Source organism: Pseudomonas sp. CGJS7 (genome assembly GCF_036961695.1).
Genome location: NZ_JBAMDI010000032.1, coordinates 59,510 through 76,142, shown reverse-complemented (window position 1 = coordinate 76,142; position 16,633 = coordinate 59,510). Strand labels below are relative to the sequence as shown.

General features: G+C 66.9%; 5 protein-coding genes. 1 reads left to right on the top strand and 4 read right to left on the bottom strand.

Going from position 1 to position 16,633, the window contains the following annotated elements; translation table 11 throughout:
- The first annotated feature begins 2 nt into the window (after positions 1-2).
- Positions 3-1,160 (top strand): zonular occludens toxin domain-containing protein, encoded by a 1,158-nt coding sequence (locus V7787_RS20130; protein ID WP_336089304.1) that lies wholly within the window; start codon positions 3-5, stop codon positions 1,158-1,160.
- Positions 1,161-1,278: 118 nt separating this feature from the next.
- Here the strand turns inward: V7787_RS20130 and V7787_RS20125 are convergent, their stop codons facing one another.
- From V7787_RS20125 to V7787_RS20110, 4 genes are all read right to left on the bottom strand, one after another.
- Positions 1,279-1,548: a DUF3653 domain-containing protein gene (locus V7787_RS20125; protein WP_336089302.1), complete on the bottom strand. Its 270-nt coding sequence runs from the start codon at positions 1,546-1,548 to the stop codon at positions 1,279-1,281.
- Between the two features lie 204 nt (positions 1,549-1,752).
- Complete coding sequence (locus V7787_RS20120) at positions 1,753-2,502, bottom strand: AlbA family DNA-binding domain-containing protein (RefSeq protein ID WP_336089301.1); 750 nt, start codon at positions 2,500-2,502, stop codon at positions 1,753-1,755.
- 138 nt (positions 2,503-2,640) lie between these two features.
- The gene (locus V7787_RS20115; RefSeq protein ID WP_336089299.1) at positions 2,641-3,135 is read right to left on the bottom strand and encodes a hypothetical protein; all 495 of its coding nucleotides are present in this window, start codon (positions 3,133-3,135) and stop codon (positions 2,641-2,643) included.
- Positions 3,136-3,428: 293 nt separating this feature from the next.
- A complete protein-coding gene (locus V7787_RS20110) occupies positions 3,429-16,202 on the bottom strand; it encodes a FimV/HubP family polar landmark protein (protein ID WP_336089298.1) in 12,774 nt (4,257 codons plus the stop codon).
- Between the last annotated feature and the right edge of the window lie 431 nt (positions 16,203-16,633).

Genomic DNA, 16,633 nt, shown 5'->3' with positions numbered 1-16,633 from the left:
TCATGATGACCTTGATCACCGGCCAGCCCGGACACGGAAAGAGCGCTTACGGCCTACTGCTCGCGTTGGATTTCAAGAAGAAGGGGCGTGAGGTTTACGCACATGGCATCCCTGGTCTCGACTACGAGGCTACGGGTTTTCATCGGATCGAGAATCCCAAGAACTGGCACAACGAAGTGCCGCACGGCTCGGTGATCTTCATCGATGAGTGCTACAGCACGTTCCCGAATCGCAACCCTGCATCCGCTGTGCCTGCGCATGTAGACGAAATGGCCCGCCATCGCCACAACGCATACGACTTCATCCTGGTTGCGCAGCAGGGCTTGCAGATCGATCCGTTTCTTCGTGGTCTCTACGACGAACACATTCATATCAAGAAGAAGTTCGGCAAGTACAGCAAGCGCCTGCGCTGGAACTCGTACCAGGGCAACGTCAAGGCGATGTGCTCCGACGCCACCGACTGGATTCGGCCGAACCACGTCTTCAAGTACTACAAGAGCACCGAGCTTGATACCAGTAGGCTGCATGTGCCGAAGTGGCTGCAGTGGATCGTCGTTCTGCTGCTGGTGCTCGGTGGTCTCGCCTATTACCTCAAGCACGGTTACGACAAGAAGATTGCGCAGTACACCTCCGAGAATTCCGCAGCCAATACCGCCACATCAGCGAGTGCGCCGCCCGCGACTTCGCGCGGTGAGCGCGTGGGCGCGGGCGGGGCGCTCGATCCCAAGTTCGCCACCGCCACCGACTACGCCAAGGCGCATCTGCCGCGCTTCGCCACGATGCCGTGGACCGCGCCCGTCTACGATCAACGTCCTGCGACGGCTGACCCGCAACTGCTCTGCATGTCCACCGAGGCCGGCGCCGACGCGGCTGGCGATCACGTCGAGGCCAGCTGCACATGCCTGACGGAGCAGGGCACGCGCTACGACATCAGCCAGGGCGAATGCCGGCGCATCGCACGCGATGGCCCCGTCTACAACCCGTATCGGCAACTCTCTCAGGAAGCGCCCAGGCTCGCGCACCAGGACGCCGCAGCGACCGGGGGTGTAGGGGGCTCGCCCCCTACGCAGAACGCCTCTTACGGCGCTGTCCTGGCAGGTCAGCAGGTGAGCGGTTACGGCGACATCGGCGTCGGCGCGAAGGCCGATCCCGCCCCCTGAAAACCGCTTTCGCGGATCCATGAAAAAGGCCCCCGATCTGGGGGCCTTCGTTTTGAACGCATCGCGGAAAGCTAACTGTGACGGGCGTTTCCGGCGATCGCCGATCGCGTGACCTGGCCTAACCGACAGCCAGGCCATTTGCTCGGTACTCGCCCAGGCTGACCACCACGACCTTCACCGGCTGCCGCTCTCTGGCTGCTTCCGCGGCCGCTTTCCTGCTCCTGGCCGCGGCAACACGGCCGTTGTTTTCGTCGCGCCATAGGAGCCCGCGTAGACGCTCTGGATTGACGCGTTCGCCTTCGGGCGACACCAGATCGCGACCACGCACACGCCAGCCGATCCACGGCCCGTTGAGGTTGAAATGGTTCTTGGTTTCCTGGGTCTGCATGGCGGCTGCGCAGCTGTTGGGGCAAGGGCTGTTAGCGGGCCAGCAAGGCGGGCGAGTAGTCACGGTGACCTCCTGTCTGTGAACGTAAGCCCAGGAAAACACACAGGAAACGCACCAGCCGCGACACTAGGTCACTTCGCATAATGTGTATTATGTTCTATATTCTCGTGCCGCTTGCTGCATGAACACAGTATTGAGCACGCCTCACAAGTCCAGCCATCGCCAAATGGCCTGCTTCTTCGCGTGGTACGCCTCTTCGACGAATTCTTTGAGATCGTTCGACTGGGTGTCATCGAAGCGACTTTGCTCGTCACGAATGAATCGGCTCATCCAACTGTCATTCGCCTCCCTCCATTCATCCAGAACACGCAACTGGGCCAGATGCTTGTCCAGGTCGAGGCTAGGCTGGCTGGAGTAGCCTGACTCGATGCGGCGATTTAGCACCGCTTGCAACTGCACGTGGCCGGCTTCGGTGGACGTCGTACCATCGCGCACGTAGATCACACTTGTCCGCAGGCCCTCCCCTTCCTTTAGGGCCAGGAATGGCAAGAGTTTGGGATTGTCTTCCACGAGCAACACTTGGAACGACTTGCCCACCAAGGCCTCGTACTCGGCCGCGCCGAAGGCAAAGTCGAGAATTTGGTACTCCAGCGGCTTGGGCATGTAGCCGCTGAGCGGCGGGATCAGCTGTGCCTTGTCCTTGATGCTCGGCAAGCCAGTCGGAACGAGGCTCCCGTCGGCCTGTTGCGATACGCCGACAACAAGCGCGCCGCCGCCAGAATTCGCCAAGGCGAGGATATGGCGGGCGAGTTTGGGTAGCACTGGCCAATCCGCTTTGAAGTCCAGGTAGTCGGTCTCGCCGATGTTGCGGCGAAGCAACTCTCGCAATGCCTCTCGGGTGGGTGCCGTAAAGAACTGGGCAAAAGCTTCGTGTTGTTCTTTGAGAATCGTCATCCAGAGAAAACTCGATGCGCACGCCAGTAGCAGGCGCGTGGGGCCAAGGTAAGTTGCCGGATCAGTATGACACCCACCCGAAGACTATTGCGGCTCCGCAACGCCAGGAATTTGCTCCGACACTGCAGACTCGGCGCCTTAGGCGCGGACCACCTGAGGCACACCGTTTTTCCCAAGAGAGACCGCCAAACAGGTAATGCGAGAGCGATAGTCCTCAGGCACTAGCTCGGCCCAAGTTGTCAAAGAATCGATGTTTATGAACACCCCGAGTGGGTATCTCAGCGTGTCGATCATCGAGATTAAATTCTTGAACGCGTCAATAGCATCGCGTCGCTTGGCGCGCCTCTTTAGTTCCATCACCGCATGATTCCCGTCATCGCGGCCATGATGTCGATCGGGATTGAAAGGTTCATGCAGGATGATGTCTGGACGGATTTTCAGTCCATGCTGGAGCAGCCTTTTCTGATACTCCTCTCGCAGTATTGCGCCTTCCGGCAATATAACGTCTTGCAACTGGCGATGCAGTTGAGCATAGAACTCGCCCTGGAAGCCTCGCTCATCTTCGTAGTAGTGCGGCGTCCTGACCGCGGCGAGCGACATGGCAATGGTGCCCAAGAGTTGTTCTTTGTCCATAGCCAGAACTTTCTCGCGCTAGATCTAAGCAGCACCAAGTGCGCTACTAGATTGGGGAGTTCATGATCGATTAGAGGCTATACAACACACGCACTTAGTCGTCTAACACGCAGGCGCGCCCCTCGGATGCGAACCACAGGCCAGGTAGCGCCGAACCGTCCAACGACTCGGGCATCGTTGATCAGAGCATAACGAAAACGCCGGCACTCGGCCGGCGTTTTCGATCTCCAGAACGATTCTTCAAAAAAACTGATTCAAAACCGAATCGCGCACATCGCGCTAGACACCGCCATTCATTCGCCACACTGCATAGGCGGATCCGACGCCGCAACCGCGGTACCGGCCTTGAACGGCCCATGCCGTTCGATATGGCTCCTGGCATGCTGTCCCACGACCTGCTTGGCCTCCGACACCGGAATGTTGTTGACCGCATCCGCGCAAGGAATGCCGATGTCGGAATTCGCCTTCAACCGGTTCATGTTGTGGCCGTTGAAGGCCTCGGTGTTGCCGCGATACAGCGCGACCATGCGTTGCTCCAGAACGCCTTCCTTCATGCGGCTGGCGATACCGGTCACCGAATCTCCGCGGACGGTGGAGTAACGCGAGCAGTCGTCGAGCATCGCTTGCCCGCGCGACGGCGCCTTGCACATTCCGCCGCCGCCACTGGACGCAGGAGCGCTCGGTTTGGCTGCAGCCGCTGCCACTGGTGCGATGGCTGCCGCAGCGGCCACCGGCACCGCGGCCGAAGTGCTGCTTCCGGAGGAAGCAGCGGCCGCGGCCGCAGCAGTCGCCGGTGCCGGCACCGCAGTCGCAGTCGCGCTATCGGCCGGAGCCGGCGCCCACGGCGCGGCGGATGCCGCGACCATCTGCGTGGTTCCGCCGAAGGTGACCCGCACGCCGGCCTGAACCGAGTGGGCCTGGTCGTCGCTGCTCAAGTCGGCGCGGTATTCCACGAAACCGGTCGTGGCGGGCGTGAACGCATACGTGAGGCCCGCGCCGGCGTTGACGCGGTTGCGGTCCGGCGAGAAGCCGGTGATCGCGAACCCGGGCACTTGCGCCGCGGCGAAGTGGTTCTGGGTGCGCGGCGCGTCGTTGCTCAGGTCGTGCAGGTAGCGGATGTCCAAGGTCGGACGCAGGCGCCCTGCCTTGCCGACGAAGCGCACGCCCGCGCCGACCGTGGTGGTGTCGTAGTCCTCGCCCTCCACCCGCAGGTTGGCTTCGCCGGCGCCGGTTTCGATCACGTCGTCCATGCTCAGGCGGCTGTGATAGATGCCGACCAAGGGTTCGATGCTCGCGCTCGCGGTTTCGAAACGCCAGCCGGCTTCGGCCATCGCGTACCAGCCGTCGGCATCGGCATCGCCTCGGGCCCGGCGGTTGTACACGCCGACATTGACCACGCGGTCGACGTCGAAGTTTTGCTTGGCGTAGCCAGCCGCGCCTTGCACCCAGGCGCCGCCATCGGCGCGCGGGGCGTAGCTGAAGTGAGCGCCGACGTACCACTGGTCGCCGTCGACGCGGTCGCCGCGACGCGGCACGTCGAAGTCGGACTTGGCCATGCCGAGGTGACCGCCGAGGCGGAAGCCTTCGCCCAAGGGCGCATCCGCACCCAAGGTCACGCCCCACAGGTTGTTGTCGATGTCGGCCAAGGTGCCGTTGCCTTCGAACGCGGCATCTCCGCCGAACGCGGTGGCCCAGGCGGTGAAGCCGGAATCGGCGCGCTCGGTGCGGCCGACGTCGAGTTGCTGGCCGACGCTGCGTTGCAGGCGTTCGGCGCCGTAACGCGAGGCGCTGAGCAAGGAGCCGTAGGTTTCGCCGGTCAGCGTGTCGAACATCGGCACGGCCTGCTCGGCGGTGACGCCGCGCGCCGCGGCCACGAGTTGCTCGACGGCGGGGTTGCCGCTGTCGGCCAAGGCTTGCAACGCGTTGGCGACGGCCTGCTGGTTGGCGGGCAGTCCCGGGAACTCGTTGAAGCGGTTGGCTTCCTCAAGGCGCAGGAACACGTCGTTGCCTTGGGTGAACAAGCTGGCGGCCAGGAACGGCAGCGCGTTCTGGGTGACCGAGGTGAAGCCGGGGCCGCTCAGGGTCTGCGCGTCGACGATGCGGTAATCGGTGATGTCGGCGTAGGAGCCGGCTTGCGGCAACGCCACCAGGGTACCGCCGTTGAGCGCTGCGTTGCCGGCGACGATCACGCTGTCGCTGACGCCGGCGCCGTTCTGACGCAGGATCACGCTGGAGCCCGGGGCGCTGGAGAAGCTCGCCACGTTCAACGCCGTGCCGGGCGTGCTGGTGCCGGCCGCGGCGCCGGTCGCGCCGGGAAGGCCGCTGGGCGCCAACCGTCCTGCCAGCGCCAGAGCGCCGCCGATGCTGCCGTCGCCGACCAGGCTGCCGCCCGGCGCGACCGTGGTGTTGCCGGCGAAGGTGCCGTCGACCACGAAGGTGCCGCTGCCTGCGCTGTTGTCGCCGATCGAGGCGGCGAGGAAATTGGCGGTGGTTCCGCTCGGCAGGTACAAGGTTCCCGGACCGACCAGGTTGAGGTTCTCGAAGCCCGCCAGCGCGGTGGTGGGAAGCGTGCCCTGCCCGCTGCCGCTCAGCGACAACACATCCGTGCCGCCCTGCCCGTCGACCAGGCCGGTCACGCTGGCCAATCCGCCCAGCGTGCTGTTGAACACGTCGTTGCCGGCGCCGAGGTTGACGGTGCCGGCCAATGCGCCCGGCGTCGACAAGGTCAGCACGTCGTCGGAGGCGCCGAAGTTCGCGGTCGTACCGGCCGCGCTGCGGATACCCGCGTTGACGCCGTCGGTGACGTTCAAGCTGCCGCCGCGCAGGTCGAAATCGCCGGTGAAGCCGGACATTTCGCCGGTCAGGGACACCGCGGCCGCGCCGTCCTTGACCAGGTCGCCGCTGCCGCCGACCGCGCCGCTGAGCGTGAACGGGTTGGCCCCGCCGAGGGTCAGCGCCGCCGTGGGACTCACATCGATCGCGTTGCCCAGATTCAAACCGGCGACGCTGGCCTGCAGCGAGCCGCCATTGCCGCCGACTTGCAGTGCGCCGGTGCCCAGCGCGGTGTTGCTGCCGACGTTGAGGCTGCCGCCGAGCAGATCGAAGCCGCCGGTGAAGCTGTTGTTGCCGCTGAGCGTGACCGCGGCCGGCCCTTGCAGGCCGAGACCGCCGTTGCCGCCGATGTTGCCGGTGAGCGACAACGGCGCGGCGTTGGCGATCGTGAGATCGCCGTTCAAAGCGAACGCATTGCCCAAGGTGGCGCCGCTCAGCGAGCCCAGGTTGGCATTGCCGGCCACCGTTACTGCACCGGTGCCCAAGGCGCTATTGCTGTTGGCGATGACGGTGGAGCCCGTGCGCAGTTCGACGCCGCCGCTGAAGCCGCTGTTGTCGCCGCCCAGGCTCAACGCGCCGGTGCCGCCGACATTAAGACCGCCGGTGCCGCTGAGCTGACCATTGAGTCCGAGGTTGCCGCTGCCGCCGAAGGTGAGATCGGCATTCACCGCGACGTTGTTGGTCAGCGCCACGTCGGCGGACGAAGCCAGGGTCGCCGCGCCGTCGACCGCCAACGCGCCGGTGCCGAGCGCGGTGTTGCTGCCCAAGGTCAGCGTGCCGCCGAGCAAATCGACGCCGCCGCCGAAGGTGTTGTTGCCGCCGAGGGTCAGGCCGCCCGGACCGTTGACGCTCAGGCCGCCTGCGCCGCCGATGGCACCCGACAGCGACAGATCGTTGGCGCCACCGAGGCCCAGCGATGCGCCGGTGCCGAGGTTGATCGCATTGCCGACATTCAGACCGGGCACGCCGGCACTCAGATCGCCGCCGAGACCCACCACGTTCAACGTGCCGGTGCCCAGCGCACCGGCATTGCCGAGACTCAGATTGCCGCCGCCGCTCAGATCGACACCGCCGCCGAAGCTGTTCGCGCCGTTCAGCGCAAGCGTGCCGGTGCCGTTGAAGTCCAGGCCGCCTGCCCCGCCGATGGCGCCCGACAGCGACAGATCGTTGCCGCCGCCGATGCCCAGCGATGCGCCGGTGCCGAGGTTGATCGCGTTGCCCAGGTTCAGGCCGGACACGCTGGTCGCCAGGTTGCCGCCCAAGCCCGACACATTCAATGCGCCGGTGCCGAGCGCGCCGGCATTGCCGAGGCTCAAGTTGCCGCCGCCGCTGAGGCCGACGCCGCCTCCGAAGGTATTGGCGCCGTTGAGGCCCAAGGTGCCGGTGCCGCTGAAGTTCAGGCCGCCTGCGCCGTCGATGGCGCCCGACAGCGACAGATCGTTGGTGCCGCCGATACCGAGCGATGCGCCGGCGCCGAGGTTGATCGCGTTGCCCAGGTTCAGACCGGACACGCTGGTCGCCAAGCTGCCGCCCAAGCCCGACACGTTCAATGCGCCGGTGCCGAGCGCGCCGGCATTGCCGAAGCTGAGATTGCCGCCGCCGCTCAAGCCCAGACCGCCGCCGAAGGTGTTCGCGCCGTTGAGCGCAAGCGTGCCGGTGCCGCCGAAGTTCAAGCCGCCTGCGCCGTCGATGACGCCCGACAGCGACAGATCGTTGGCGCCGCCGATGCCCAGCGCCGCGCCGGCGCCGAGATTGATCGCGTTGCCGAGGTTCAAACCCGGCAGACCGGCGCTGAGGTTGCCGCCCAGACCCGACACGTTCAACGCGCCGGTGCCCAAAGCGCCGGCATTGCCGAGGCTAAGGTTGCCGCCGCCGCTCAAGCCGAGACCGCCGCCGAACGTGTTCGCACCATTGAGCGCAAGCGTGCCGGTGCCGCCGAAGTTCAAACCGCCCGCGCCGCCGACGATGCCCGACAGCGACAGATCGTTGGCGCCGCCAATGCCCAGGGATGCGCCGGCGCCGAGGTTGATCGCGTTGCCGAGATTCAGACCGGAAATGCCGGCGCTCAGGTTGCCACCCAAACCCGACACGTTGAGCGCGCCCGTACCGAGCGCACCGGCATTGCCGAGGCTCAGGTTGCCGCCGCCGCTCAAGCCCAGGCCGCCGCCGAACGTGTTCGCGCCGTTGAGCGCAAGCGTGCCGGTGCCGCCGAAGTTCAAACCGCCGACGCCGCCGATCACGCCCGACAACGCCAGATCGTTGCCGCCGCCGATGCCCAGCGCCGCACCGGCGCCGAGGTTGATCGCATTGCCGAGGTTCAAGCCGGAAACGCCGGCACTCAGAGTGCCGGCCAAGCCCGACACGTTGAGTGCGCCGGTACCGAGCGCGCCGGCATTGCCGAGGCTCAGATTGCCGCCGCCGCTCAAGCCCATGCCGCCGCCGAAGGTGTTCGCGCCGTTGAGCGCAAGCGTGCCGGTGCCGGTGAAGTTCAAACCGCCCGCACCGTCGATGGCGCCGGACAGCGACAGATTGTTGGCGCCGCCGATGCCGAGCGCCGCACCGGCGCCGAGATTGATCGCGTTGCCGAGGTTCAGACCGGAAACGCCGGCGCTGAGGTTGCCGCCCAGGCCCGACACATTCAACGCGCCGGTGCCCAAAGCGCCTGCGTTGCCCAAGCTCAGATTGCCGCCGCCGCTCAGACCCAAACCGCCGCCGAAGGTGTTGGCGCCGTTGAGGCTCAACGTGCCGGTGCCGCCGAAGTTCAAGCCGCCCGCGCCGCCGATCGTCCCCGACAGCGACAAGTCGTTGGCGCCGGCAATACCCAACGCCGCACCGGTGCCGAGGTTGATCGCGTTACCGAGGTTCAGGCCGGCAACACCGGCGCTGAGGTTGCCGCCCAGGCCCGACACATTCAACGCGCCGGTGCCCAAAGCGCCTGCGTTGCCCAGGCTCAGGCTGCCGCCGCCGCTGAGGCCCAAGCCGCCGCCGAACGTGTTGGCGCCATTGAGCGCAAGCGTTCCGGTGCCGCTGAAGTTCAGTCCGCCCGCGCCGCCGACGATGCCCGACAAGGTCAGGCCGTTAGTACCGCCGATGTCGAGCGCGACACCGCCATTGAGGTTGATCGCATTGCCGAGGTTCAAGCCGGCCACGCTGGCGCTGAGGCCCGCATTGCCCAGCACATCCAGCGAGCCTGTGCCCAGCGCGCCCGCATTGCCGAGCACCAGGTTGCCGGCGTTGAGATCGACGCCGCCGACGAAGCTGTTGGCGCCGGACAACACCAGGGTGCCGGTATCGTTCTTGACCAAACCGCCGGTGCCGGAGATCTGCGCCGAAATGGTTCCGGTCATGCCGGCGTCCACGCGGATGATCGTGCTGGCGTTGTCGGTGGTGAGCGTACCGCCGAGCCCGCCGGCGATCTCGTAGCCGTTGGAGGCGAACTGCAAACCGCCGAACGCCACCGGGCCGACCACGGTCACCAGACCAGCCGTGCCTTGGAACACGCCGAAGGCGCCGTTCACCCAGCCGCTGTTGGCGGTGCCGTTGACGTTGGTCCAGTTGGGTGTGGGCGCAGCGGTCCACACGCCCACGCCGCCGTCGACGCTGCCGTTGGGCAGCAAGTTGGCGCCGTCCCAGAATTGCACGACCGCGCCGGCGTTGACGGCAAGATTGATCTGGTTCGACACGCCGGTCTGCACCTGCACGCTGTCCGGCGTGAACGGCCCCGGCAGCGAGCCGAGCAGCAGTCCGCGATCGTCCAGGGTGCCGGTGTAGCCGATCAACTGATAGACGCCCGGCCCGAATCCGCCGAGGTTGTTGACGTTGAGGGTGCCGTCGAGGGTGAGGTTGCCGTTGACGACGACCCGGTCGTTGACGCCGCCGGCGACGCCGAGGTCGTAGTTGAGCGTCGCGCCGCTGCCCAGGAACAACGAGCCCATGGTCAGGGTGCCGGCCGCGCCGATGCTGCCCGCGTTGAGCACGCCGTCGAGGGTGACGTTGCCCAAGGTGCCGGTGCCGGTGAGCGTGGCGCCCGCGTTGACGACAGTCGGCGACAGCAGCGAACCGCTCACCGCGAGCGTGCCGGACTGGACCGTGGTGCCGCCGCCGAAGGTGTTGGCGCCGGTGAGGTTCAAGGTGCCGGTGCCGTTGAAGTTCAGGCCGCCCGCGCCGTCGATGATGCCCGACAGCGACAGGTCGTTGCCGCCGCCGATGCCGAGCGAGGCGCCTGCGCCGAGGTTGATCGCGTTGCCGAGGTTCAGACCGGGCAAGCCGACGCTGAGGTTGCCGCCCAGACCCGACACGTTCAACGCGCCGGTGCCGAGCGCGCCGGCGTTGCCGAGGTTCAGGCCGCCGCCACCGCTGAGCGCCACGCCGCCGCCGAAGGTGTTGGCGCCGTTGAGGCTCACCGTGCCGGTGCCGCCGAGATTCAGACCGCCGGTGCCGCCGATGATTCCACCCAGCGATAGATCGTTGGCGCCGCCGATGCCGAGCGACGCGCCCGCACCGAGGTTGATCGCGTTGCCGACGTTCAGACCAGGCAGGCTCGCACTCAAGTTGCCGCCCAGGCCCGACACGTTCAAAGCGCCGGTGCCCAGCGCGCCGGCATTGCCGAGGTTCAAGCCGCCGCCACCGCTCAGCGCCACGCCGCCACCGAAGGTGTTGGCGCCGTTGAGACTCACCGCGCCGGTGCCGCCGAGGTTCAAGCCGCCGGTGCCGCCGATGATTCCGGACAGCGACAGATCGTTGGCGCCGCCGAGGCCGAGCGACGCACCGCCGCCGAGGTTGATCGCGTTGCCGAGGTTCAGACCGGGCAAGCTGACGCTCAAGTTGCCGCCCAGGCCCGACAGATTCAAAGCACCGGTGCCGAGCGCGCCCGCGTTGCCGAGATTCAAGCTGCCGCCGCCACTCAGGCCGAGGCCGCCGCCGAAGGTGTTCGCGCCGTTGAGGCTCAACGCACCGGTGCCGCTGAAGTTCAAACCACCGGTGCCGCCGATGATCCCGGACAGCGACAGATCGTTGGCGCCGCCGATGCCCAGCGCCGCGCTGCCGCCGAGGTTGATCGCGTTGCTCAGATTAAGACCGGGCAAGCCGACGCTGAGATTTCCGCCCAGGCCCGACAAATTCAGCGCGCCCGTACCGAGTGCGCCGGCGTTGCCGAGATTCACCGTGCCGCCGCCGCTCAGGCCCAAGCCACCACCGAAGGTGTTGGCGCCGTTGAGGCTCAAGGTGCCGGTGCCGCCGAAGTTCAGACCGCCGCCGCCGTCGATGATCCCGGACAGCGACAGGCTGTTCGCGCCGCCGATGCCCAGCGACGCGCCCGCGCCGAGATTGATCGCATTGCCGAGATTCAAACCGGGCAAGCCGACGCTGAGGTTGCCGCCCAGACCCGACACGCTCAACGCGCCGGTGCCGAGCGCGCCGGCATTGCCGAGGTTCAAGCCGCCGCCACCGCTCAGGCCGAACCCGCCGCCGAAAGTATTAGCGCCGTTGAGGCTCAAGGTGCCGGTGCCGCCGAAGTTCAAACCGCCGGTGCCGCCGATGATCCCGGACAGCGACAGATCGTTGGCGCCGCCGATGCCCAGCGACGCGCCGCCGCCGAGGTTGATCGCGTTGCTCAGATTCAAACCAGGCAAGCTGACGCTCAAGTTGCCGCCCAGGCCCGACAGATTCAAAGCGCCGGTGCCCAAGGCGCCGGCGTTGCCGAGATTCAAGCCGCCGCCACCGCTGAGCGCCACGCCGCCGCCGAAGGTGTTCGCGCCGTTGAGACTCAAGGTGCCGGTGCCGCCGAGGTTCAAGCCACCGGTTCCGCCGATGATTCCGGACAGCGACAAATCGTTGGCGCCGCCGATGCCCAGCGACGCACCGCCGCCGAGGTTGATCGCGTTGCCCAGGTTCAGACCGGGCAGACTCGCGCTCAGGCTGCCGCCCAGGCCGGACAGATTCAAAGCGCCGGTGCCCAGCGCGCCCGCGTTGCCGAGATTCAAGCTGCCGCCGCCACTCAGGCCAAGGCCGCCACCGAAGGTGTTGGCGCCGTTGAGGCTCAACCCACCGGTGCCGCTGAAGTTCAAACCACCCGTGCCGCCGATGATCCCGGACAGCGACAAGTCGTTGGCGCCGCCGATGCCCAGCGACGCACCGCCGCCGAGGTTGATCGCGTTGCCGAGGTTCAGACCGGGCAAGGTGACATTGAGGTTGCCGCCCAGGCCCGACAGGTTCAACGCGCCGGTGCCCAGCGCGCCGGCGTTGCCGAGACTCAGGCTGCCGCCGCCGCTGAGGCCAAGACCACCGCCGAAGGTGTTCGCACCGTTGAGGCTCAGCGTGCCGGTGCCGCCGAAGTTCAAGCCGCCCGCGCCGCCGATGATCCCGGACAGCGACAGATCGTTGGCGCCGCCGATGCCGAGCGACGCACCCGTGCCGAGATTGATCGCGTTGCCGAGGTTCAGACCGGGCAAACCGACGCTCAGATTTCCGCCCAGACCCGACAGGTTCAATGCACCGGTACCGAGCCCACCGGCGTTGCCGAGACTCACCGTGCCGCCGCCGCTGAGGCCGAAGCCGCCGCCGAAGGTATTGGCGCCGTTGAGGCTCAACGTGCCGGTGCCGCCGAAGTTCAAGCCGCCGGTGCCGCCGATAATTCCGGACAGCGACAGGCTGTTCGCGCCGCCGATGCCGAGCGACGCACCACCGCCGAGATTGATCGCGTTACCCAGGTTCAGACCGGGCAAGCCCGCCGTCAGGCTGCCGCCCAGGCCCGACACGTTCAACGCACCCGTGCTGAGCGCACCGGCATTGCCGAGCGTCAAACCGCCGCCGCCGCTGAGGCCGAAGCCGCCGCCGAAAGTGTTCGCGCCGTTGAGGGTCAAGCCACCGGTGCCGCTGAAGTTCAGCCCGCCCGCGCCGCCGATGATGCCCGACAGCGCCAGGCCGTTGGTGCCGCCGATGTCGAGCGCGAAACCGCCGCCGAGATTGATCGCATTGCCGATGTCGAGCCCGGCGACGTTGGCGCCGAACCCGGCATTGCCGCTGACGTTGAGCGCGCCGGTGCCCAACGCACCGGCGTTGCCCAGCAACAGACCGCCGGCCGACAGATCCACTCCGCCACTGAAGGTATTGGCGCCGTTGAGGCTCAAGGTGCCGGCGCCGAGTTTGAACAAACCGCCAGTACCGCCGATGACGCCGCCGAAACTGCCGTTCAATCCGAGCCCGCCGATCGACAAGCGATTGGCGCCCAAACCGATGTTGCCGCTACCGCTCAGATTGCCGAACGAAGCATCGAAACCATTGAGGTTCAGCGTGCCCGCCGCGCCCAGATTCACACCCGCGCCACCGAACAACCCCGCGCTCGGCGCATCGCCGAATCGCAGCGTGCCGAAGTCGACCGAAACGCCGGCGCCGGCGCCGAGCGAGCCGCCGCCCGCCAGCGTCAGCAAGCCGTTGTTGCCGGCCGAACCGAAATTGAGTGTGCCGCCCGCGCCGAGGTTGAGGCCGCCGCCCCACCCTGCGTTGAGTCCGGCGCCGACCGACAAGCGGCCGCCCGCCCCTGCGCCGAGATTGAGCGCGTTGCCGAAGCTGCCGTTGAGTCCGAGGATCAGCTCGCCGCCGCCCAGGTTCACCGCGCCGGTACTGAAGGCGCCCAGATTGTTGGCGCGCACGCGGCCGCCGGTGAGCGAGAAGCCGCCGGTGAAAGTATTGGCGCCGTTCAAGGTCAACAGATTGGGGCCGACGTAGCTGACGCCGCCGTTGCCGCCGATCGAGCCGCTCATGCTCCAGTCGAAATCGCCGGTCAGGCTCAGGTTCGCGCCGGCCGAGAGATTGATCGCATTGGCGAAATTGAAACCGGCGAAGCTGGGACCGAAGCCCGCGTTGCCGGTGACGTTGAACAAGCCGGTGCCGAGCGCGTTGGCATTGCCGAGCTGCAGCGTGCCGCTGCCCAGATTGAAACCGCCGCCCCAGCCCGCGTTGTTCCCGCTCAGGTTGAGCACGCCGGTGCCGTTCATGGTCAGGCCGCCGATGCCGCTGAGGTTGCCGGCCAGGCCCAGGTTGTTGCTGCCGCCCAGGCTCAGGTTGGCATTGAGCGCGATCGCGTTCGCCAGCGTCACCGCGGCGCTCGACTCGAGCGTGGCCGCGCCGTTGATCGCCAAGGTGCCGGTGCCCAGCGCCAGGTTGTTGCCGACGCTCAAGGTGCCGCCGGCCAGGTTCAAGCCGCCGCTGAAGGTGTTGGCGCCCGACAGCGACAGTCGGCCGGCGCCGTTCCAGTTCAGTCCGCCGGTGCCGCCGATGATGCCGCCGAAGTCGGAGTCGAGCCCGGTCCCGCCCAACGACAACGAACCGATGCCGAGCGACAGATTGCCGGTGCCGGTCAGACGGCCGAGCGTGGTGTTGATGCCATTGAGGTTGAACGCGCCGGCGCCGCCGACGTTCAAGCTGGCGTTGGCCAGCAATCCGCCGTTGAATCCCGCGCCCAGGCCGAGCGTGCCGAAATCCGCCGACAGCGCCGCGCCGGCGCCGATCGTCGAGCCCGCGCCCCAGTTGAGCAGCAATCCACCGGTCGCGCCGCTCGCGCCGAAGCCCAGGTTGGCGCCCGCGCCCAGATTGACGTTGCCGCCCAGGGTGGCGTTGAAGCCGGTGCCCGCCGAGATCGTCGCGCCCAGTCCGCCGCCGAGATTGATCGCATTGCCGAACACGCCGTTGGCGCCCAGGCGCAGCGAAGTGCCGCCGCCCAGGCCGATCGCGCCGGTACCGAAGGCCAAGGTGTTGCCGCCGAACAGGCTGCCGCTGTTGACCGCCAGGCCGCCGCCGAAGGTGTTCGCACCCGACAACGACAACAGGCCGGTGCCGTTCCAGTTCAAGCCGCCGGTGCCGCCGATCGCGCCGCTGAAGGTCGAGTCCAGCGCGCTGCCGCCGCCGAGCGAGAGCGAGGCGCTGCCCAAGGCTAAACCGCCCGAACCGGTCAACCGTCCCAGCGTGGTGTTGATGCCGTTGAGATTGAATGCGCCGGTGCCGCCGACATTGAGTTCGGCGCCGCTCAGCAGGCCGCCGTTGAAACCGGCACCCAAACCCAGCGTGCCGAAGTCCGCCGACAAGCGCGCGCCCGAACCGATGGTCGAACCGGCGCCCCAATTGAGGGTCAATCCGCCCAGCGCGCCCGCGCGCCCGAACGCCAGCTGCGAACCGGCGCCGAGATTGACGTTGCCGCCCAGCGTCGCGTTCAAGCCGGTCCCGGCCGAGATCGTCGCGCCCAGACCGCCGGCGACATTGATCGCGTTGCCGAAGCTGCCGTTCGCGCCCAGGGTCAGCGAGGTACCGCCGCCCAGACCGATCGCGCCGGTGCCGAACGCCGCGGTGTTGCCGCCGAACACGCTGCCGGTGTTGACGTTCAAACCGCCGCCGAAGGTGTTGGCCCCCGACAGCGACAACAGGCCCGTGCCGTTCCAGTCCAGACCGCCCGCGCCGCTGACCACGCCGCCGAAGGTCGAGTTCAGTCCGGTCGCGCCCAGCGACAGACGGCCGGTGCCGAGATTGGCCGTGCCGACGCCGTTCAACGAGCCGAGCGTCATCGACGCGGCGGTCAGGCCGGTCATGTCGAGATTGCCGCCGGCATTGACGGTGAGCCGCGCGGTGCCGCCGGTGCTGGTGCCGAAGAAGCGCGCGGTACCGCCGGTGTTGACGCCGATGGTGGCATCGCCGGCGCTGCCGGAGCCGTTGAAGTTGAGGTTGCCGCCGACCGTGATGGTCGAGGTGCCCGCCGTGCTGTTGCCGTTGAACGCGGCGGTGCCGCCGGTGGCGATGCCGATCGTCGAGGTCGCGGCGGTGGCGGTGCCGTCGAAGCCGAGGTTGCCGTTGGCGCCGAGGTTGATCTGCGCACCGGCGGCGGTGGTGCCGGCTCCGTTGAAATTGAGCGTGCCGGTGCCGGTCACGCCGACGTTGAACGCCGGCTGGAACAGCGAGGTGTTCTCGATGCCGGTGCCGGTCACGTTCAAGGTCGCGCCGGCCGCGGTGCCGAGGTTGAAGGTGTATTGCGGCGAGAGCGCGCCGAACCGTAATGTCCCGATCGAACTGTTCGTGCCGTTACCAAAGGTGACCACAGGAACGAACGTGGCGTTGAAGGTGGCCACACCGGTAGGCACCGACCCCGTACTCCAGCTGGTGCCGTTGGTCCACACGCCGCCGCCGGTGCCGGTCCAAGTCGCGTCCTGAGCGGCGGCCGCCAGGGGCTGCGCCAACTGCAACGCGATCATCAATTGCAGTCCGATCCGGATGGTCCGACTGAGAGGATGCAAACAAGCGGTCTTGCGACATTCGCCTTGCCATTTCTTGCTGAAGCGATTGACCCAGAAACGACTGGTGGCGTTCTTCCGCATGATCGCTCTCCCCTGCATCAACGTGTGGATACGACGTCGTGGCTTACCGGAAACCTGCTCGTGAATTGCCGAGTGCGAAATTGGGCAAGACCGACGCGTGATTCGCGTCTCGAATCGACTGAAACCATCGTTCCGTCGCGCCCAATTAATGTGTTGAACACACTCTTAAAGGCATTGAATTCGTGAGCTCTTCTACACCTATTAGCGAAAGATTCATGTCTACTGCAATCCACCAAAAGCCCGAGGCGAAAAATGTGAACGGGGAAAAACCCTTTGATTTCAGCCTGTTCAAGAAAAATGTGAGCAAG